The sequence below is a fragment of the Streptomyces sp. MspMP-M5 genome (assembly GCF_000373585.1).
GTDB lineage: Bacteria > Actinomycetota > Actinomycetes > Streptomycetales > Streptomycetaceae > Streptomyces.
Genome location: NZ_KB891866.1, coordinates 147858 through 168799 on the forward strand (window position 1 = coordinate 147858; position 20942 = coordinate 168799).

14 protein-coding genes are annotated in these 20942 nt (G+C 71.8%); all 14 read right to left on the bottom strand.

Annotation, left to right across the window (positions count from 1 at the left end; translation table 11 throughout):
• Positions 1-4: 4 nt before the first annotated feature.
• The gene (locus B073_RS0106875) at positions 5-652 is read right to left on the bottom strand and encodes a PIG-L deacetylase family protein (protein ID WP_018537348.1); all 648 of its coding nucleotides are present in this window, start codon (positions 650-652) and stop codon (positions 5-7) included.
• Positions 649-1443 carry a sugar phosphate nucleotidyltransferase gene (locus B073_RS0106880; protein ID WP_018537349.1) on the bottom strand — a complete coding sequence of 265 codons (795 nt, stop codon included), beginning with the start codon at positions 1441-1443 and terminating at the stop codon, positions 649-651. Before B073_RS0106880 ends, B073_RS0106875 begins: the two co-directional genes overlap by 4 nt.
• A 13-nt stretch (positions 1444-1456) precedes the next feature.
• The gene (locus tag B073_RS0106885) at positions 1457-2692 is read right to left on the bottom strand and encodes a class I SAM-dependent methyltransferase (protein WP_018537350.1); all 1236 of its coding nucleotides are present in this window, start codon (positions 2690-2692) and stop codon (positions 1457-1459) included.
• On the bottom strand, positions 2689-3912 hold the full coding sequence (locus B073_RS0106890) for a glycosyltransferase (RefSeq protein WP_018537351.1): 1224 nt from the start codon (positions 3910-3912) through the stop codon (positions 2689-2691). The genes B073_RS0106885 and B073_RS0106890 overlap by 4 nt, the downstream gene beginning before the upstream one ends.
• Positions 3913-3914: 2 nt before the next feature.
• Positions 3915-5165 carry a membrane protein gene (locus B073_RS0106895; RefSeq protein ID WP_018537352.1) on the bottom strand — a complete coding sequence of 417 codons (1251 nt, stop codon included), beginning with the start codon at positions 5163-5165 and terminating at the stop codon, positions 3915-3917.
• A 55-nt stretch (positions 5166-5220) separates the two neighbouring features.
• A complete protein-coding gene (locus B073_RS0106900; protein WP_018537353.1) occupies positions 5221-6759 on the bottom strand; it encodes a right-handed parallel beta-helix repeat-containing protein in 1539 nt (512 codons plus the stop codon).
• Between the two features lie 8 nt (positions 6760-6767).
• Positions 6768-8756 carry an alginate lyase family protein gene (locus B073_RS0106905; protein ID WP_018537354.1) on the bottom strand — a complete coding sequence of 663 codons (1989 nt, stop codon included), beginning with the start codon at positions 8754-8756 and terminating at the stop codon, positions 6768-6770.
• Entirely contained in the window at positions 8753-10927 is a 2175-nt protein-coding gene (locus tag B073_RS0106910; protein WP_018537355.1) for a bi-domain-containing oxidoreductase, read from the bottom strand. The genes B073_RS0106905 and B073_RS0106910 overlap by 4 nt, the downstream gene beginning before the upstream one ends.
• 28 nt (positions 10928-10955) lie before the next feature.
• Positions 10956-12869: an asparagine synthase (glutamine-hydrolyzing) gene (gene asnB, locus B073_RS0106915; RefSeq protein WP_018537356.1), complete on the bottom strand. Its 1914-nt coding sequence runs from the start codon at positions 12867-12869 to the stop codon at positions 10956-10958.
• 3 nt (positions 12870-12872) lie between these two features.
• Positions 12873-14453: a Wzz/FepE/Etk N-terminal domain-containing protein gene (locus tag B073_RS0106920; protein ID WP_018537357.1), complete on the bottom strand. Its 1581-nt coding sequence runs from the start codon at positions 14451-14453 to the stop codon at positions 12873-12875.
• Positions 14450-15844, bottom strand: coding sequence for a Wzz/FepE/Etk N-terminal domain-containing protein (locus B073_RS0106925; RefSeq protein WP_018537358.1), 1395 nt, complete (start codon positions 15842-15844; stop codon positions 14450-14452). Before B073_RS0106925 ends, B073_RS0106920 begins: the two co-directional genes overlap by 4 nt.
• Positions 15841-17055, bottom strand: coding sequence for a glycosyltransferase family 4 protein (locus tag B073_RS0106930; protein ID WP_237550494.1), 1215 nt, complete (start codon positions 17053-17055; stop codon positions 15841-15843). Before B073_RS0106930 ends, B073_RS0106925 begins: the two co-directional genes overlap by 4 nt.
• 85 nt (positions 17056-17140) lie before the next feature.
• Positions 17141-18457 carry a nucleotide sugar dehydrogenase gene (locus B073_RS0106935; protein ID WP_026247136.1) on the bottom strand — a complete coding sequence of 439 codons (1317 nt, stop codon included), beginning with the start codon at positions 18455-18457 and terminating at the stop codon, positions 17141-17143.
• A 91-nt stretch (positions 18458-18548) separates the two neighbouring features.
• On the bottom strand, positions 18549-20027 hold the full coding sequence (locus B073_RS0106940) for a sugar transferase (RefSeq protein ID WP_018537361.1): 1479 nt from the start codon (positions 20025-20027) through the stop codon (positions 18549-18551).
• Positions 20028-20942: the final 915 nt, after the last annotated feature.

Below are 20942 nucleotides of genomic sequence, written 5' to 3' on the forward strand. Positions count from 1 at the left end.
TGGTTCAACCCCCCAGGTTGAGCGTGAGTTTGGTGACGGCGAACGCTTCGGCGTAGCGCTCGTGGCATTCGATGCCGCGTATCCGGGCGAGGCCGAGGAAGGCTTCCCGGTCGTACCAGGGCCGGTGGCGCTGCGAGGGGTAGTGCTCCTGCAGCAGCCGCACCTTCTGTTCGGCGACCTCCGGCGCAAGCGGCTGGTACCCGGCCATCCGGCCGAGGTCCCCGTCCCATTTGACGATCTCGTAGCCGAGCACGAGGTGGTCGCGGAACGCGGTGGGTATCAGCCGCGCGAGGCCCCGGTGGTCCTGGTGCGCGTCGTCGGTGCGCGGGGCCAGGATCAGATCCGGGTCGGTCCGCTCCCGCAGTTCCTCGACGGCGGCCTTGGCCTCGTCCCAGTGCACGGGCAGCCGGCCGTCCGGCAACTTCATTACGGTCAGGTGCAGTTCGGCGCCGGGACAGAAGGCGGCGAGCGCGGCCCGCTCCTCCTGCTCCCGTTCGGTGCCGCCGCCCGAGAGCACCAGGGCGTCGACGCGCAGCCCCGGCCGCGCGAGGCACAGCGACAGCAGCGTGCCGCCCGCTCCGATGGCGATGTCGTCGCAGTGCGCGCCCACCGCGACGATCCGGTCCGGGTGCCCGGCCCCGAGCCGGATCATGCGCTCACCCCGGCGTTGTCCCGTTCCCACACGGCCCACGGGCGGTCGCCCCGGACGTAGGCGGCGTCGAGCGCGGCCCGTTCCTTCACGGTGTCGGTCGGCTTCCAGAAGCCGCGGTGCTGGTGCGCCACCAGCCGCCCCTGCTTGGCGAGTTGGGCGCATCCGTCGGCGACCAGGTCGCCGTTCTCCGGGATGTGGTCGAAGACCTCCTGGCGGAGCACGAAGTAGCCGCCGTTCTCCCACAGCGGCAGTTCGCTCACCGCGGTGATGCCGCCCACGAGGCCGTCCTCGCCCAGGTCCACGCAGTGGAAGGAGGACTGCGGCGGCACGACCATCATCGACGCGCCCGCGTCGCGCTGCGCGAACCGGTCGATCATCTCGGGCAGCGGGGCGTCGGTGAGCACGTCGGCGTAGTTGGCGAGGAACATCTCGTCGCCGTCCAGGTGGTGGCGCACCCGGCGCAGCCGTTCCCCGATCGGCGATTCGACTCCGGTCTGCGCGAACGTGATCGTCCAGTCCGAGATGTCGGTGGAGAGGAGTTCGGTCCGCCCGCCCCGCAGTACGAAGTCGTTGGACGTCGTCTCCTCGTAGTTGAGGAAGAAGTTCTTGATGTGGTGCGCCCCGTACCCCAGGCACAGGATGAACTCCGTGTGCCCGAAGTGCGCGTAGTAGCGCATGACATGCCAGATCAGCGGCCTGGGGCCGACCATCGCCATCGGTTTGGGCACGTCGTCGGAGGCGCCGCTGCGCATCCGCATCCCGTAGCCGCCGCAGAACAGAACGACCTTCATGCTGCAACCTCTTTCACGACGCGACCTCGACGATGCTCAGTTCCGGGATGGGGAAGACCAGTCGGCCGCCCCAGTCGTTGACGAAGGACAGCTGCTCGACCAGCTCGGCCCGCAGGTTCCACGGGAGGACGAGGACGTAGTCCGGTCTGTCGGCGGCTATCTGCTCGGGCGGCAGGATCGGGATACGGGTGCCCGGGGTGAACCTGCCGTGCTTGTAGGGGTTGCGGTCGACGGTGTACGCGAGCAGGTCAGGCCGGATGCCGCAGTGGTTGAGCAGGGTGTTGCCCTTGCCGGGGGCGCCGTAGCCGACCACCGTCTTGCCGCTCTCGGCCGCCTCGATGAGGAACTTGAGCAGGTCCCGGCGTACCTTGGCCACCCGGGCGGAGAACTCGGTGTACCCGGACAGCTCCTGAAGGCCCGCGGCCTTCTCCCGCGCCAGCACGTCGGCCACCTGCCGGGCCGGCTCGCCGGCGACCTCGGCCGGCCGGGCCCACAGCCGGATGGAACCGCCGTGCGTGGGCAGCAACTCGACGTCCACGAGCGCGAGTCCGCCGCTGGCGAGGGCACGGATCGCTGCCGCGACCGTGTAGTACTGGAAGTGCTCGTGGTAGATCGTGTCGTACTGGTTCTCCTCGATCAGGGTCAGCAGGTGCTGCACCTCGATGGAGACCCAGCCGTCGTCGGCGACCAGGGCGCGCAGTCCCTGGGTGAAGCCGACCACGTCCGGGATGTGCGCGTACACGTTGTTCGCCACGACCAGATGCGCCGGGCCGTGCTCGGCGCGGACGGCCGCCCCGGTCTCCGGCGACAGGAACTCGGTGAGCGTGGGCACCCCCGCCTCCCGCGCCGCCGCGCCGACGTTCACCGACGGCTCGATGCCCAGGCAGCGGATCCCCCGGTCCACCACGTGCTTCAGCAGATAGCCGTCGTTGCTCGCGACCTCGACCACGAAGGCGTCGGGGCCGAGACCCACGCGCTCCGCGGCGTCGGCGACGAACGTGCGCGCATGCTCCACCCAGGAGGACGAGTAGGAGGAGAAGTACGCGTACTGCGTGAACGTCTCCTCCGGCGTGATCAGCGGCGGGATCTGTGCCAGCCAGCAGTCGGTGCAGACCCGCAGGTGCAGCGGGTACGCCGGCTCCGGCTGGTCCAGTCGGTCCGCGGCGAGAAAGCTCTCACACGGCGGGGTCGCCCCCAGATCGACGACGCTCGCCAGCGCCGCCGAGCCGCAGAGTCGGCATCGTGTCATTTACTGCCCCCCATTGATTCCGTCCCCATTGATTCCGACCGACCCGCGATCGCGGTGCGGTACCCCTCCACCAGGCGCTCCAGCCCGACGGCCGGGCTGAACCCCTGCTCGTAACGGCGCCGGGCCGCCTGGCCCATCTCCCGGTTGCGGGCCGGCTCGGCCGTGATCCGGCGTATGCGGTCCGCGAGCGAGGCGGGCTCGCCCGGCCGGTGCAGCAGCCCGGTCACCCCGTCCTCGACGAGTTCGACGAAGGCGCCGTGGCCGGCGGCGACGGCCGGGACCCCCGCCGCCATCGCCTCCACGACGACCAGGCCGAACGCCTCCAGCCAGGTCGACGGAGCCACCACGGCGACCGACCGCGCGACGGCCTGCCGGCACTGGGCCGGGTCGTACAGGCCGACGTACCGCACGTCGTCCCGGCCCGCCGCCCAGGCGGCCACCTCCCGCTCCAGCGGCCCCGCGCCGGCGATCACGAGCGGCACGCCCACACCGCCGTCCGCAGCGATCTCCTCCCACGCGGCCATGAGCAGCCGCACGCCCTTGGCCTCCGCGAGGCGGCCGAGGTAGAGCACCTGCTCGCCGTCTCCGGCACGGCAAGCGCCCGGATCCGGAACGAAGTTGTGCTTCACCGCCAGCCGCTCGGCCGGCATGCCGGCCCGCACCAGGACGTCGCGCTGCGCCGCGGAGATGCAGAAGAACCGCGTAACGCCCGACCACCACCGCCGCCGGTTGACCGACAGGCCGATGGCGAGCGGCACCGTCGCCAGCCGGGAGTTGCGGTAGCAGCCGTGCCGGACGGCGGGCAGCGGCGCCGCCCCGACGCACTCGGTGCACGGCCGGCCGTCCCGCTGCAACGTGCCGGGCGGGCAGACCTGGGTGTAGTTGTGCAGCGTGGCGACGACGGGCACCCCGGCGTCGGCGCAGGCGGCCAGCACCGCGGGCGACAGGAGCGGGAAGACGTTGTGCACGTGCACCACGTCCGGCCGCTCGGTGCGCAGCCGGGCGGCGAGCTCCCTGCGGACCGCCGGGTTCCACGGCACCAGCAGCGGTACCGCGGCCTTGCCCGGCAGGGACCGGGCGGCGATCTCGTCGCTGCGCCGCTCGAACACCTCGACCCGGTGGCCGGCCGCGCGCAGCAGTTCCACCTCCTGGTCGACGACGTTGTTCTCCCCGCTCGGCTGCGCCGAGGAGTAGCGGTTGTGTACTACGAGGACGTGCATGCTCAGGCCACCTCCCGATCCCGGGCCCAGCGCGGGATACGTCGTCGGGGAACTTCGGGCGTCGCGAGGGGCGTGGCCGCGGCGGGTGCCGCCAACAGCGAGGCGGCCACGGCCAGATGGAGCAGATACGGCGAGGCGTCGCCCAGTCCCGCCTCGGTGTACGACGCGATCGCGCAGTAGCTGATCAGGAAGATCGCGCAGGCCCTCGGCAGCGACGGCGGCCGCAGCAGTGCGACGCCGCCCAGCACGATGATGATCGCCGCCACCAAGGCGACGCCGGTCAGACCCTGCTCGTTGTAGACGGCCAGCCAGCTGTTGTCTATCGGCAGCCCGCCGAACGACTTGTCGCCCAGGCCCACGCCGAACAGCTGCTCCAACGTCGTCCGGGGCGCTGCCAGCAGGGCGTCCCAGACCTTGGCCCGACCGGTGAGGCTGGTGAGGTTCTCCTGGTCCTGTCCGCGCAGGAACCACGTCTGCAGCGCGGAGCTGAACCCCACCGCGGCCACCGTGGCGCACAGCACCGCCCAGGTGAAGAACCGGCGGGCGGCGGCGCTGGTCAGGAGGAGCGAGCCGATCGCCAACGCCAGCCCGATGAGCAGGCCGAGCGTGGCCGTCCGGGTATGCGTCAGCGCGAGCAGGACGAGTGACGGCACGATGACCACCGCGGCGCTGGCCTTGTCGGTCCGGCGGCCCAGCACGAGCAGCACGGCGAGCCCGGTGATCACCGCGGCGTACTGCCCGATCTGCGGCGGGGTGAGCGGCCACAACGCGCCGACCAGCCGCCCGCCGTAGAGATCGGGCAGCGCCGCGCCCGGTGAGACGACCAGACCGGCGGCCACCGAGCCGAGCACCGCGAAGTACATCCGGATGTGGTGCCGCACGAACGTCAGGCCGCCGTCCCACCAGCGGCTGAGCAGCCACAGCGTGCCGACGAAGAGCGCCAGCCGGGCACACCGGAACAGCGCGCCGAACCCGGACTCCAGGTGCGCACTGGAGAGCACGCTCGACACCAGCAGCAGGGTGAGCAGGAACAGATAGGCGCTGGCTCGGATGCGCAGCCGGAGATTGAGCGCGAGCGCCAGCGCGAACGCGGCGACCAGCGAGCCCATCGTGACCAGCTGGATGAGGGAGCGGGGCAGCGGGATGATGGTCTTCGCCCCGGCGGAGCCGAGCGTGTTGAGGACCAGCAACCCCCAGACGATCCCGACGGTCCTCGGTGTGCCGGCCGGGCGCGGTTCGGCGCGGGGCCGCATGCCCGCCGTGTCCGGTCCGCCCGGCAGCCTCTCGCACCTCAGGTCCCCGCCCACCTCAACCACCGGCCCGTGGGTCGAAGGTGCTGCCCGCGTCCTGCTGGTACGGCGTGCCCTGCCACTGCCCGAAGTCGAGCACCCGGCTCGGGTCGTGGGCGACGAACTTCCACGGTCCGAGGTAGACGTTGTCGTGCCAGCGGTTGCGCTGCTCGCGGGTGATCGCCTCGGCCACCCGCTCGCCCTGGTACGGCGACCAGTCGGGATAGGTGCCGTAGTTGGCCAGTACTGCCATGCGGTCGCACTTCACCGTGCAGTCGACGACGGACTTGTCCAGCACGAAGCGGTTGTCGTGGATGTCCACCCGCTGGGTCTTCCACCGGCAGTCGGCGTAGAGCGGTGCGGTGGCGATCGCCGGCCGCGCGCAGCGGTCGGGCCGCCGCACCAGCAACGTGCAGTCACCGGACGAGGTGTTGGCCGGGCTGTTGCAGAACCGGTCGGCGTTCTCCCACAGGGTGATCCCGTTCCAGTTGTTCTCCAGCACGTTCCGGTAGACCTCGATCTTGTCCGTGCGGGCCGGGATCCGTGGTTCGCCGCCGGACTCGGACAGGTAGACGGTCGCGAGCGGGAAGCTGTCGTCGCGGTCGGCGTACCTGCGGCCCTCGACCCAGTTGTTCCGCCGGATTGTGTTCCTCCGGACGACCGCGTTGTAGCTGGCCTCGTAGATCAGCGCGGCACCGTCGTTGGCCTCCAGCACGTTGTCCTCGATGCGGAAGTCGTTGTTGTTGGTGTCCGCCCACAACCCGGCTCCGCGGTTGTCGTGCACCCAGTTGCCGCGTACGTCGGCGCCGTCGACGGCCCAGAACTTGACGCCTCCGCTGCAGCCACAGCCCGGCTTCTGCCGCTCCCAGTCGCCGGTGTTGTTGCCGACGATCTCGTTGCCCTCGACCACCAGACCGCTGAGGGCACCGTGGGCCTGGTACGCGTTCATGCCGTACTGACCGTTGTCGCGCAGGCAGTTGACGCGGACCTGCTGGTGGGAACCGCCCATCAGCCCGGCGCCGGAGTTGTTCCGGATCGTCGTGTGCTCGATCACCCACCCGTCGGCCGAGTCGTGGTTGACCACGCCCTCGTTCTGCGGCGCGACGAAACCCTGCACGGTCAGGTAGCCGATGGTGACGTTGCCGGCGGTGCCGCCGAACGCGTACTGGTTGGTCTTCCCGCCGTCGAGCACCGCGCCCGGCGCACCGAGGTAGCGGTTGCCCTCCTTGGGGACGACCTGGGCATAGCGGTCCGGATCGAGCCGGTGCCGGCCCGGTCGAAGCCAGAACGTGGTGTTCGGCGGGTTGCTCTTGGTCTTCGCCGCCAGGTCGCCGACCACCGCGGGGTCGACCGTCACCGCGCCCGCCGGCGCCTTCGCCGGCCCGGCCGCGGGCTTGGCGCACACCCGGGCCACCGGCGTGGACGGTGCCCCGGCCGTGGCCGGCGCGGCGGTCGGCTTCGCCCGGGCCTCGGACGCGGTGTCACAGCCGGTCGTCGTCAGCAGGGCCAGCGCCAGCGATGCCGCCGCCGACGCCCAGTGCCGTCTCTTGAATCCCACGCGCCCCCCTAGCCGCGGAATCCGAGCACGGTGACGAAGCCCTCTGTGCCGTCGGAGAAGCCGGTGCCGACCAGCGTTGTCGAGGGTTCCTTGCGCCCGAAGCCGGGGGAGTACCAGCCCAGCATGGGGTATCCCCTGCTCGAAGAGCTTGGGGAAGGGTCGGTCGCGCCGCGATGCGCCTGCCAGGACAGCCGCCCGGGCAGGTCGAGCACCGCGGAACGGTACTCGCCGTCCCGGGTCCAGGTGAGCACCGCCCGGTTGCCCGTCAGGTCCGCGGTGATCGCCGGACCGAGGTGGAACGCCAGCTGCACGACCCGGCGCGGGCCGCGCACCTCGTCCACCACCCGCAACTCCCGGCTCGCGGCGGTCAGTTCCACCCGGCGGCGGTGCACGGAGGGCTGGTAACCGTCGTGTTCGGCGCACCAGCGGGCCACACCGTCATCGGAGGTGTCCGCGACCAGGACGCGGCTGCGGGCCTGCCGCGTCCACAGGAACGGGCCGCCGGAGACGGACTGGTCACCGCCGTCCAGCCGCAGGGTGTTGTGGCCGAGGGTGGACCGGAAGTACTGCCGCCACTCGGGCTGCCCGTGGTAGCAGAACGTCCCCGGGTCGGCGAGCACGTCCACCCCGTCGTGCCGCACCTCCACGGACAGCGCGTCCGCGTGGGCATGCGCGGCGATGGACAGGAAGCCGTGCGGACCGCCGTCGCAGCGGCACCAGATCTCCCCGGGGCCGCGCAGGATGGTGAGCCCCGCGTCGGCGAAATGCGCCGGTCGGCTCGCCGGGCGGGTCACGGCCGGTGCGGTTCCGTCTTTCGCGTACGGCCGGATGAGCGCGGCCAGCAGCGGGGTGCGCACATCGGTGCCGGTCACCGCCGGCCACCAGGCGCGCCGGCCGAACACGGCGTCCCCGGTGGCCAGCAGCGAGGCCCAGCGGTCGGTGCCCGCGCCGTCCACGACCAGACCGTGTCCGTCGTCCGCGTCCCCCTGGCGCGGCGGCCGCAGCCGGCTGTCCACGACGGCCGCGAGCGCGTCGGTCATCCGCAGCAGCACCAGCCGGATCGTCGCGGGGACCGGCACGCCTGCGGCATCCGCCTCGGCCACCGCGGCCAGGCCGAGTTCCAGCACGAGTCCGTGGTACTCGGTGGCCAGTTCGCGGTTGAGGCCGGAGGGGAAGGTGTTGCCGCGCAGGTGCCGCTCCAGTGACCGCAGCGCGCCGGCTCGCCAGCGCGCCGAGGAGGGGAACCACCCGAACGCACAGGCCGCGGCGAACTGCCCGGCGGCCTCGGCGATGACGTGGTTGTTCGCCGAGGACCCCCGGCTGGGGAAGGCGGCCAGCCAGCGCTGGTGGTGCCAGATCTGGTTCAGCGCCACCGGGTTGTCCTCGAACAGCCCGGCCACGCCCGGCCAGCCGTCGAGCAGCCGGCGGATCCACACCCAGGACAGCAGCCGGATGCCCAGCTCGATGCCGCTGATCCAGTGCACGCCGCGCAGCGGTGGGTTGGCCGCCCACCACGACCGCAGGTGCGCGGCCACGCGCTCGGCGTACCGCTCGTTCCCGGTGACCGCGTAGGCGGCGGCGAGCACGGTGAGGTACTGATGCCGGGACGGCTCCCAGATCTGCTTGATGTCCCCGACCGCGTCCTCGTTGCGGTACGGCACGTCGAAGGCGTAGCCCCCCGGAGCCCGGCGTCCGGTCTTCGGGTCGTGCCACCAGTCTGGATCGGCCAGGTCGTCGCGGACCACTCCGAAGTACTCGGCGTGCCCGTCCAGCAGCCGGTCCGCCTGGGCGATGAGCCGTTTCGCGGCGTCCGAAGGCACCGCGGTGATCGTCCCGGCGGGCAGTACCGCGGTGAACCGGGCGCCGGTCACGCCCGGGCAGTGCGGCCGCGCCGACCGCCACCGCCGCCTGCGCACCGCGTCGCCCACCCGGCCGCCGACCTCTCGCGGTCCCATCCGGGACAGCCGCCGCAGGTACCAGCCCGCGCTCATGGTCATCGCGCCCGCTCCAGCATCACCGGCGCACCGCCGGCCAGGCCGGCCTGCACGGCGACGGTGGCCGCCGTGGTGGCGACCAGCGACTCCAGCGGCACCGGCATCGGCCCACCGGTCCGCACGGCCTTGATGAACGCGGCCAGCTCGGCGGACTGGCCCTTGTCCCGGGCCTTGGGCAGGCGCGAACTGACCCACCGCTTGCGGCCATACACCGAGGCACGGACGAAGTCGTCGAGCCGCAGCACCTTGCCGTCCGCGACCAGGTCCAGCGTCTCCTTCGGGAAGCTGCCCGGGCCGGTGGTGACGTAGCTGAGGGTGGCGGTGGACCCGTCCGGGTAGCGCAGCACGACCTGCAGGTCCTCGTTGCCGGACGTGGCGACCGCGTACACCGAGACCGGGTCGGCCGCGAGCAGCCAGCTCGCGGTGTCGATGAAGTGCCCGCCCTCGCCGGCGAACCGAGAGCCCTCGGTGCCTTGTCGGAGGTACCAGCTGCCGTGCTGCAGCCGGCCCGCGTTGACCAGGTAGCGCAGGCTCGCCGGGCCGGTCCGGGCGCCGAACCGCTTCCTGGCCTCGTTGAGCAGCGGCGCGAACCGGCGGTTGAAGCCCACCTGCAGCCGGTCGTTGCCGGACTCCTCCACCGCCGCGAGCACGCCGGTCAGCTCGTCCTCGGTGAGGGCCAGGGGCTTCTCGACGAACACCGCCTTGCCGGCCAGCAGTGCTCTCCGGGTCAGTTCGGCGTGCGAGCTGTGCCGGGTGACCACGAACACCGCGTCGATGGACGTGTCGCCGAGCACGGCGTCGAGATCGGTGGTCGCCTCGGCGAAGCCGAACTTCCGCTGCGCGTTGGCCGCGGACAGCGCCGTCGTGGTGACGACCGCCGACAACTCGACGCCGTCGCGCTGTGCCAGATGCGGCAGCAGCATCGACGTCGCGTAGTTCCCCGCGCCGACGAACGCGAGCTTCACCGGCGTCCTGGTGGCCGCTCGGCCCGGACTCCGCTGCACCTTCACCGCGGGCACGGCGATCGAGGGGGCCTCGGCTTCCACCGCCTGTTCGGGGTACCGGAACAGCACGGCCACGGCCTTCAGGTCGCCGTCCTTCAGGCGCCGGTACGTCTCGACGGCGTCATCGAAGCCGGCGGTGTGGGAGACCAGGGGCTCCACGTCGACGCGGCCGCGGGCGAGGAGATCGAGGAAGCACGCCAGGTTGCGGCGCTCGGTCCAGCGCACATAGCCGATCGGGTAGTCCCGGCCCTCGATCTCGTACTCCGGGTCGTAGCGCCCGGGGCCGTACGAACGGGAGAACCGGACGTCCAGCTCCTTCTCGTAGTACGCGTTCCACGGCAGGTCCAGGCGGCACTTGCCGATGTCGACGACCCGGCCGCGGTCCCGGCTCAGCCGGGCGGCCAGTTCGACGGGCTGGTTGCTGCCGCCGCCGGCGGCCAGATACACCTGGTCCACGCCGTGACCGCCGGTGAGTTCGGCGACGGCGGCCTCCACGGCCGCGGACGCGGGATCGCCGCAGACCGCGGCGCCCAGCCGCTCGGCCAGTTCGCAGCGCACCGGGTCGGGGTCGACCCCGACGACGCGGACGCCCGAGGCGGCCAGCAGCTGCACCACCAGCTGCCCGATCAGCCCGAGGCCGATGACCAGCGCCACGTCGCCGAGCTGCGGCTCGCCGCGGCGGACGCCCTGCAGCGCGATCGACCCGACGGTGCCGAAGGCCGCGTGCCGGGGCGCGATGCCGTCCGGCACCGGGGCGTAGAGGTTCTTCGGCACCCAGTTCAACTCGGCGTGCAGTGCGTGCTCGTTGCCGGCGCAGGCCACGAGGTCGCCGACCTTCACGTCGTCGATCCCGGCGCCGACCTGCTCGACCACCCCGCACAGCGAGTAGCCCAGCGGTGTGTAGGAGTCCAGCTTGCCCATCACCTTGCGGTAGGTGGCGGGCACCCCGTTGGTGGCCACGCTCTGCATGACCTTGGCCACCTGGTCCGGCCGGGAGCGGGCCTTGCCCACCATCGACATGCCGGCCTCGGACACCTTCATCAGCTCGGTCCCGGTGGAGATCAGCGAGTAGGCGCTGCGGACCAGCACACCGCCCGGCTTGCACCCCGGCACCGGCACGTCGAGCACCGCCAGCTCGCCGCTCTTGTAGTTCTGTACAACCTGCTTCACCCGAACTCCTCTGATTCCTTTAGGCGGTTTACCGAGTGCGCTGGCCGGACCCAGAGGTCGCGTCGCGGTACCAGTACTCGAGGGTCAGCACATGCCACAGATGCTTGGAGTAGTCCCGCTGCCCGGCGGCGTCCTCGGCGACCATCCGCGCCAGCGCGTCGCGGCGCAGGAACCCGGAGCGGACGAGCAGGCCGTCGTTGACCACCTCGCGCACCAGCGGTGCCAGATCCCGGCTCATCCAGGCCCGCAGCGGGGCGCTGAACAGGCCCTTGGGCCGGTAGACGATCTCCCGGGGCAGGACCGAGGTGGCCGCCTCCTTGAGGACGGCCTTGCCCTGCCGTCCGACGATCTTGCGATCACCGGGCACCGCGAACGCCGCCCTGACCACCTCGACGTCCACGTACGGCACCCGCACCTCGGTCGACGCGGCCATGCTCGACCGGTCCGTGTAAGCGAGGTTCAGGCCCGGCAGGAACATCCGGGCGTCGCCCAGGCACATGCGGTTGACGAAGTCGTCGAGGTCGTTGTCCTGGTAGATGTCCGCGTGTTCGGTCAGCACGTCCTCGACGGTCCCGGCCAGGTCCGGATCGACCAGGGCGAGCAGCTCGTCCCGGTCGTACATGGTGTAGCTGCGCCGGAACGCGGTCTCCTCCGGCAGATCGGCGAAGGAGAGGAACCGCTTCGCGAAGCGCACCGACCGGTACCCCCGGCGGGACGAGGCGACCGGCAGCCGGTCCACGGCCCTGGACAAGCCGCGCCGCAGCGGGCGCGGGACGCGCTGGTAGCGCAGCGCGAGCAGGTTGGCCAGGTGCTTGCGGTACCCGGCGAACAGCTCGTCGGCGCCCATCCCCGAGAGCATCACCTTGACCCCGGCCTCCCGGGCGGCCGAGCAGATCAGGAACGTGTTGATCGCGGCGGGGTCGCCGATCGGCTCGTCCAGGTGGTACGTCATCTGCGGCAGCAGGTCGAGCACGTTCGGCGCGATCTCGATCTCGTGCAGGTCGACGCCGAACCGCTCGGCCACCTGCCGGGCGTAGCGCAGGTCGTCCGGCATCGCCTCGAACCTGGCGTCCTCGGCGCGGAATCCGATCGTGTAAGCGGAGATCCCGGGCTGGTGGCGGGCCGCGAGCGCGGTCAGCCAGCTGGAGTCGAGCCCGCCGGAGAGGAAGGTCGCCACGGGGACGTCGGAGAGCAGGTGCCGCTTGGTCGATTCCTCGACGACGGCGGCGAGATCCGGCTGTTCACTGTTCCGGGCCTCGTGTGCGACGTCCCGGAGGTTCCAGTACCGGCCGCGCTCCACCCGGCCGTCGGCTCGGCACCTCAGCCAGCTCCCCGGCGGCAGCTTCTCCGCCTCGCGGTACGCGCACCGCGAGTCCGGCACCCAGTAGTACAGCAGCGAGGCCACCAGCGCCGCATGGTCCACCTCCAGTGCCCCGCCGGTCACGGTGGCGAGCGCCTTGAGCTCGGAGGCGAACGCCAGGCCCGTACCGCGCCGGAGCAGGAACAGCGGTTTGATGCCCAACTGGTCGCGGGCGAGGACGAGTTCACCGGTGCGCTCGTCGAAGATCCCGAACGCGAACATGCCGCGCAGCCGGGCCAGGCAGTCGGTGCCCCAGCGCCGCCAGCTCTCCAGCACCACCTCGGTGTCGGAGGTACCGCGGAAGCGCACCCCGGCGGCCGCCAGCTCGGCGCGCAGTTCGGGCGCGTTGTACAGCTCGCCGTTGTACGTCAGGGCGAGACCGCCCGAGACCATCGGCTGGGCGCCGGTCTCGGACAGGTCGATGATGGCCAACCGGCGGTGCCCGAGGTGCACTTCACCGTCACCGAGGGGATGGCTGTACCGTCCGGACCCGTCCGGACCGCGATGGGCGAGGGTGTCGGTGAGCCGGTCGGTCACGACCTTCCCGTCCGGCCATCGGTACGTGCCTGCGATGCCACACATGTCCTACCGTGCCTCCTGCTCGTTGTCCGGGACGCGGGCGGCCCACAGCGGCTGCCGCTCCGTCCGCCGCCGGCCCTCCCCCACTGCCTTGACGGCGTGGGTGGGGGTGCCCCCAGCGGTAGCTGGGGGAGTACCCCCACCGTTCTGCCGGGCGGACCGCTCGCCCCGGCCGCGCAGCGCGATGTGCAGCCCGTCCCACAGCGTGCCGTCGGTCCGGTCCCGCGGATCGGGGTCGATCAGCACCACACCGATCACCGGAATGCGCTGGTCCGCGAGCTGCCGCGCCACGGTGTGCAGCCATGCGGTGCTGCCGTGCCCGGCCCGCACGACGAGCACGGTCCGGGTGCCGAGGTACTGGAGGTCGGTCCACGCCGTGCCGGGCGCCACCGAGCCGACACCGAGCCGGAGTTCGTCAGGCGCCCCGGCCGCGGCGCACTCGCCGCTGACCACGGTCGGGCCTCCCGGCTTCGGGCGGCGGCCGGCGAGCTGCGGGCCGGGCAGACCATCGACGACGACCACCGGCCCCTCCGCCGCCAGTGCCCCGGCGAGGTCCCGGGCGAGCAGGCTCGTGCTGTGCGCACAGCCCAGTTCCAGCAGCGACACCGGTTCCTCGGAGCCGCGCACGGTGCGGGCGAGGGTCGCGGTGAGCCGTTCGCGTGCCGCCCGGGTCCGTCGGCGCTGCCACCGCCGGCCCGACCGGCGGGGCAGCTCCGCGAGGACCGAGGCGCCCAGGTTCGCCGCGATGTCCCGGCGCAGCACGGGGCGGTCCGCCACCACCGCGCCGACCGCGGCCACCGCGAGCCCGAGGACGAGCCCGAGGGCGAGTCCGATCGCGGCGTCGGTGGCAACGGTCTTCGGCAGGGAGTGCCGCACCGCGCGCGGGGCGTCGACGATCTGTGTGCCGGAGACGACCTTGGGCGTGCCGATCCGCGCCTCCTCGGCGCGCTGGCCGAAATCGGAGATCCGCGAGGTGAGTTCGGCCCGGCGGGCGAAGAGCGACTCGGTGCTCGCCGACTCCTTCGGGTCGCCCTTCGGCGAGCGGCCACCGATCTCCTTGTTGACCTGGGCGAGTTCACCCTGCATGCGGTCACGCTGGCCGAGCAGGGTCTTGGACTCGGCCTGCGCGGCCTCCCGCATCCGCCTCACATGGTCCGCGATGAACGCATCGGCCAGCGCCTTGGCCCGGGCCACCGCCTGCGCGTCGCTGTCACCCGTCACATCGATCCGGAGCAGGTTGTTGGTCAGGCCGGTACCCCGGTAGTCCGGCATGAAGTCCTCAGGTTTTTCCGATGACTTGAGGGAGTGCAGGGCCTGGGCGGCGATCCGTGTGGTCCCCAGCAGCTCCACGTCGGTGCGGATCAGCGTTCCGGTGTCGTTCGGCTGGTCCTCCTGATGCGCGACCAGCACCTTGGTCATTGCGGCCGGCCGAGGCAGCAGCAGGACCGCCGTCGCCGCCCCGATCAGCAGCCCCAGCAGCGCCAGGGAGCACCAGAGCCGGCGGCGCCTGCGCACCGCGACAGCCAGCGCCTGGAGGTCCAGCAGCGGAGCGGCGGCCGCCGACTCCCCCTGCGTGCTCGTCGTCACCCCGCACCTCCCCGCGCGTCGCCGCCCACCGCGAGCGCCGGCGTGGCGTGCTGCGGAGGCCGGCCGGCGGTTGGCGTCGGACGGGCCCGGACCGGCCCGGCGACGACGATGCCGACGACCTCGTGCCTGCCGTCCGCACATGCCTCGGCGATGCCGGTGAGTTCCCCAGCGGTCCAGCTGCCCGCGCTGAGCACGACCAGGGCACCGGACTCGGTGTCGCGGTCCGGCACCATCGGCCGGTCCACCGAAACCCCCACCACCCGCAGCGTGGGGCATCCCCTGCTCGAAGAGCTCGTGGAAGGATCACTCTCGGCCTCGGCGACGAGCTGCCCGGCGGCCCGGTGGGCGATCTCGTCGCCGTCCGGTACGACGACCAAGAGCCGCCGGGGGGAGGGGAGTTGGTCCCGGAGGCGAGCGCACACCCGCCGGTAGCGGATCCGCCGGCTGGCCTCGTCGCCGGACATCCGCGGAGTCGGTACGTCCCACCGGGTGTCAACGCCCAGCAGCCGCCGGATCCAGGCCCGCGGGCCACGGCCTCCGGGCCGGTGCACGGGATGTTCACCCGGCACGTCGACGGTACCCAGCAGCGCCGAGCCCAGCGCCGCGGCGATCTCCGGTTCGGTGCGCAGCCGGCGGTTCACCCGTGCGGCGGCGAGGTGGCCGATGACCGCGAGCAGGAAGAACAGCAGCGCCCCGGCGGCGATGAACTGCATCCTCGTCGGCGGTGCCTCGCCGGTGGGCCGGACCGCCGGTCCCATGACGACCATGCCGGCCTTGTTGGCCGCCGGGTCGGCCTGGTCCAGCTTCTTCATGGCCTCCTGCAGCGCGGTGCGCAGCTTCTCCAGCTCGGTGCGGGCCTGCACGCCCTCCACGGTCTTCCCCGGATCGGCCGCATTGGCCAGGTCGGTGATCCGGCGGTCGGCCTGCATCACCTTCTGCCGCAGTGCCTCGGGCCCCGCCGCCGTGTCGGGGGCGCTGCTGTCGCCGGCGATCTGCGCGGCGAAGGTGACGAACTTCTGGGCCACTTGGTCGGAGAGCCGCTGTGCGCGCTCCGGGGTGTCGGCCGTCCCCGAGATCTGGATGATGTTCCCGTCCGTGGCCTTGGCGCTCACCCGGTCCTGCAGCTCGCTGCCGCTGACGCCGGGCCAGCCGAGCGTGGCGGCCGCCCGGTCGACCACCGCCGAACTGGCCGCGATCTCCGCCTGGGTCAGCAGCTCGCGCTCCTCCCACTGCCCCGCCAGCAGCACCGAGGTCGTCGTCGTGTAACTCGGCGGGAACAGCAGGGAGGCACCGTAGCCGACGAGCGCGCCCAGCACGGCGACGATGACGAGCAGCCGCCAGCGCCGACGGAAGATCCGCCCGATCGTGACCAGGCGTATGTCCTCGCTCAACGGCCCGGCCTCTTCCCCGTCCGGACCGGGCCACCCGCCGACACCGGAGCATGGTCGCGGCAGGCGGCGGCGTAGGCGGCGAGCAACGACGCCTGCGAGTTCCGCCAGGAGAGCTGCCCGCCGATCCGCTCCTGGCCGATCTTGCCCATCCGGGCCCGCTGCTCCGGATCGTCCAGCAACAGCGCGATGAGCCCGGCGAACTCGGCCTCGTCGTTGGCGGGCGCGTAGACGGCGGCGTCACCGGCGGAGACTCTCGCCTCCCGGAGGTCGAACGAGACGATCGGCCGGCCCATCACCATGTACTCCAGGACCTTGTTCATGGTCGACACGTCGTTGAGCGGATTGTGCGGGTCGGGGGAGAGGCACACGTCCGCGGTGGACAGATAGCGCACCAGGTCGGCGTCCGGAATGCGCCCGGTGAACTGCACCTGCTCCGCGAGCCCCAGCCGCCGGGACAGCTCCACCATCGCGTCGAAGGTGTCGCCGCCGCCGACGAAGACCGCATGCCAGTCGGTTCGCCCGAGCTGGTCGCGCAGCTTCGCGAGGGCCCGCAAGGCGTAGTCGACGCCGTCCTGCGGCCCCATGACACCGAGGTAACACAGCAGATGAGGCTTGCCGCGCTTCAACTCCGGCTCGGCGGGCACCGGGGAGAACCGGTCGACGTCGGGCGCGCTGCGCACCACGAAGACGTCCTCCGGCCGCCGACCGCCACGGCGCACCGCGACATTCCGGTAGCTCTCGTTCGTGGCGAGCACGATGTCCGCGGCCCGGTACGTCAGCCGTTCCAGCGCGCACACGGCGCGGTAGAGCAGATCCTCGCCGCGGCCGAACCGGGAGAGGTACAGCTCGGGTATCAGGTCGTGCTGGTCGAAGACGAACCGCGCCCCGCGCCGCTTCAGCCACAGTGCCGGCAGGAACAACAGGTCGGGCGGGTTGCAGGCGTGGACCACGTCGACCCGGCCGACCTTGCGGGCCAGCCGGAACGTGTGCCACAACGCCGCTCCGTACTCCCGCAGATAGCCGGCCGGCCCTCCGGTGGCCGCGCGCAACGGGTAGCGGTGGATCCGCACCCCGTCGATCTCCGCCTCCGGCTCCGTGTCCCGCTTGCTCCCCTGCGGACAGATGACGTGCACCTTCCAGCCCGAGTCGCGCAGCGTCGTGCACTCCTGCCACACCCGCCGGTCGAACGGCACCGACAGGTTCTCCACCAGGATCAGCGCGCGACGGCCTGCCCGGTCGCCGCCGGCTGTGTCACCGGACGATGTGCTGCCAAACGATGTGTCACCAAACGGTGTGTTACCAAGCAAGGCCCACGTACCCCGGTTCGGCCCGGCGCGCCTCGGCGTCGGGAAGGCGGACGAGATCGACAATCACGGGGCCGTCGCCGTGGGGAAGCGCCGACAACACGGCCGGGTCCTTGGTCCCGACCAGGCACACTTCGGCGTGTTCGAGCACCTCGTCGACGGAGTCCGCGAGCAGCTGCGCGAGGTGCGGCAGCCGGGTCTCGATGTACTCGCGGTTCGCGCCGAGCAGCCGGGAGAGGCTCACGTTGGCGTCGTAGATCTTGAGGTCGTACCCCTTGCCGAAGAGCCGCTCCGCCAGCTCGACGAGCGGGCTCTCGCGGAGGTCGTCGGTGCCGGGTTTGAAGGACAGCCCGAACAGGCCCGCCCGGCGCTTGCCGGTGCGCTCGACCAGCTCCACCGCGCGCTGCAGATGGTCGGAGTTGGAGGGCAGCACATGGGCGAGGATGGGCACCGAGACATCGGCCCGCCGTGCCGCGTGGACCAGGCTGCGCAGGTCCTTGGGCAGGCAGGAGCCACCGAAGGCGAAGCCGGGCCGCAGATAGGCGGGGCTGACGTTCAGCTTGCGGTCGGCCAGGAACACGTCCATCACCTGGTGCGAGTCCACCCCGAGTGCCTGGCACACCGCGCCCAGCTCGTTCGCGAAGCCGATCTTGAGGCCGTGGAACGCGTTGTCCGCGTACTTGATCGCCTCGGCCACCGGGACCGGCACCCGGAACACCTCGCCGGGCAGGCCGTCGTACAGCGCCGCCACCACGTCGCCGCTCGCCGGGTCCAGCTCGCCGATGACGGTCTTGGGCGGGTCGAAGAAGTCCCGCACGCTCGTGCCCTCGCGCAGGAACTCCGGGTTGACCGCGACCCCGAAGTCCACCCCGGCCGTGCCGCCGGCGAACTTCTCCAGGATCGGTACCAGCAGGTTCAGGCAGGTGCCCGGGAGCATGGTGCTGCGGAACACGACGGTCTGCCGCCCGCCCCGCTCGGCCACCGCGGCCCCGATCTGCTCGGTGACCCGCTCCAAGTACGTCGTGCACAGGCCGCCGTTGGGCTCCGACGGTGTGCCCACGCACACCAGCGACACCTCGCTGCCCATGATCGCCTCGCGGACGTCGCCGGTGGCGCGCAACGACCCGGTCCGCACGACCTCGGCCGTCAGCTCGCCGATCCGCTCCTCCACCACCGGGGCCTTGCCGTCGTTGACCAGGTCGACCTTCACCTGGTTCACATCCACCCCGATGACCTCGTGACCCAGACTGGCCAGGCACGCCGCCGACACGCAGCCCACGTAACCGAGCCCCAGGACGCTTACTCTCATGACCCGTTCCTCCCCCCAGGCACGCCCTTCCGGCCTGCCTTCCATGTCCGGCCCGGCTTCTGTGCGCCGGCCGGACGCCGACCCCCGCCCATCAGTAGGCCCCCTGCCCCTGGAGCACCGCACGCAGCGTCTTCCACAAGATCACTGTGTCCAGGGCGAGCGACCAGTCCTCCACGTACCGCAGGTCCAGCCGGACCGCCTCCTCCCACGGCAGATCGCTGCGTCCGCTTATCTGCCACAGGCCGGTGAGTCCGGGCTTGACCAGCAGCCGCCGCCGGATGTCCGGGCCGTACGCGGCGGACTCCTCTGGCAGCGGCGGCCGCGGACCGACGAGCGACATCGATCCGGTGAGCACGTTGAACAGCTGCGGCAGCTCGTCGATCGAGTACCGGCGCAGCACCGCTCCCACCCGGGTCACCCGCGGATCCCGGCGGACCTTGAACAGCAGCCCCGCACCCTCGTTGCGGTCGGCCAGCGCGGCACGCGCCCCGTGGGCCCCGGCGACCATGGTGCGGAACTTGAGGATGGTGAACTCCCGGCCGTCCTTGCCGACCCTGCGCTGGCGGTAGAACGCCCCGCCCCGGCTGTCCACCAGCACCAGCAGCCCGACGCACACCATCAGCGGCGCGAACAGCAGCAGCAGGACCGCCGCGCCCATCCGGTCGACGACCTCTTTGACCGCCCGGCGACCCCCGGTGAAGATCGGCATACTGACCCGCAGCAGCGGTATCCCGAGCACCGCGTCGACGTGCAGCCGCGGGCCGGCGACCTCCATCAGCACCGGGGCCACGACCATCTCGGCATCGCTGCCTTCGAGGTTCCAGGCCAGCCGCTGCAGCCGGTCCGGTGACCAGTGCGGGTCCGGGGTGACCGCGACGACGCGGTAGCCGTCGCGGCGGACGTGGCCCGCGACGTCCGTCAGCCGGCCGACGACCGGCACTCCGTCCAGTTGGTCACCGTCGAGCCCGAGACCGTCCGGCGTGCACACCGCCTCCACCCGCCAGCCGAGGTGCGGGAACTTGCGGGTCCGGGATATCAGGTCGCGCACGGTCGCCGGACTCCCGGCAGCGAGCACCGGCCGCAGGCACCGTCCCTCCTTCCGCTGTTTGTGCAGCCAGAGGCGCAGCAGATACCGCGCGGTCATGGTGAGGAGCGCGATCGCCGGGATCGCGACGAAGATCCAGAGCTTGATGTTGCGCGAGGCGAGGGCGATCCCGCCGAGTGCCAGTACGACGGTCGCCGCGAACAGCGAGCGTCCCAGCCGCCGGAACTCCTCGGCGCCCTGGCCGAGCACGGCCGGAGCCCACGACCGGCTCACCGCGAGCGCACCCAGCACCAGCAGCTCGGTGCAGAATGCGAGAATCCCCCATTTCTCATGCCAGTTGGCCGCGTCCCGAGCCCCGAAGAACTCGCCGATCGCCGCCACCACGAAGGCGGTGGCCACGCTATCGCTGGTGATCACGGCACGGCGGTACCGCTGCTCCCAGTCGACCGAGGGCCGACCGAATTCCCCGATCTCCGGACGCCCGCCCTCCGAGAGAATCGGGCCGACCAACTCCCCCTGCTGCACAGACCCCCCCAGGTCGCCAGTGGGTTCGACGTGCTCGCTCCACACGGTTCCTCCCCCTCGGGAGGCCCGCGCCCCCCACACTGTTCCGCCCACGGGAAGGCCCCCGCCCCCCGCGCCGCACTGTTCCTCCCCTGGGAGACCCCCGCCCCCCGCGAATGCCATCCCGGCGATTCGGCTACTCGGCTACTGCAGCGTTACGTGAACGCTCCACCCGCGCGGCAGCGGACCCGCATGTCGCATGTCCTGCCAGCGCCTCGACGTGCGCGGCAACCCGTCGAAAACCCCGGATGCTCCCCACACCCAAGTCCCTCTCGGGCTCTGAGAATTGATCACCGCCACGTCCGACGCCGGGGACGCGACCGCTGGCCATCCGTAGCGTCGGACCCATAGATCATCATTTGTCGCCTCGTGTCCACATGTGAAGCACCGTCAATCTAGAGCATCGAAGCCCGCCAGAAGAGGGGATGTGTGGAACTTGTGCTCAACCTTTGAAGCTTAATTGACTAAACGGTGATCGCCAGCGGGTGCGTTGACGTCGAAGACGCGCCAAGTGACCTGCGTTGACGCGAGTTTCCCCGGGCCGCCGGCACCGGCAATCCCGAGCCATCCGGCCCCCGCCAACTGGGCCGTGCGCAGCGGCACTTTGTGAACTTCTGCCTCAGGCGAGACTCCGGCCACAGGCGGCGCAGATGCCGGCCGCGTGCCACAGCAAGCCCCTTGGAACATCACGGACTTGATGGAGAGTCAGGTGGGTGCGACGCGGGCTCTCGTGCCAAGTCTGCGGAGGGGCTCGGAGCAGGGCCGGCCCGAACCTCCGGCAGGACGACCTGCCTACCCCAGACCCCGGCCGGCGGGACCACCACCGCAGGCGACTCGATCCCCGGCCACCCCCGTTACTGGCGGGCGAACGCGACC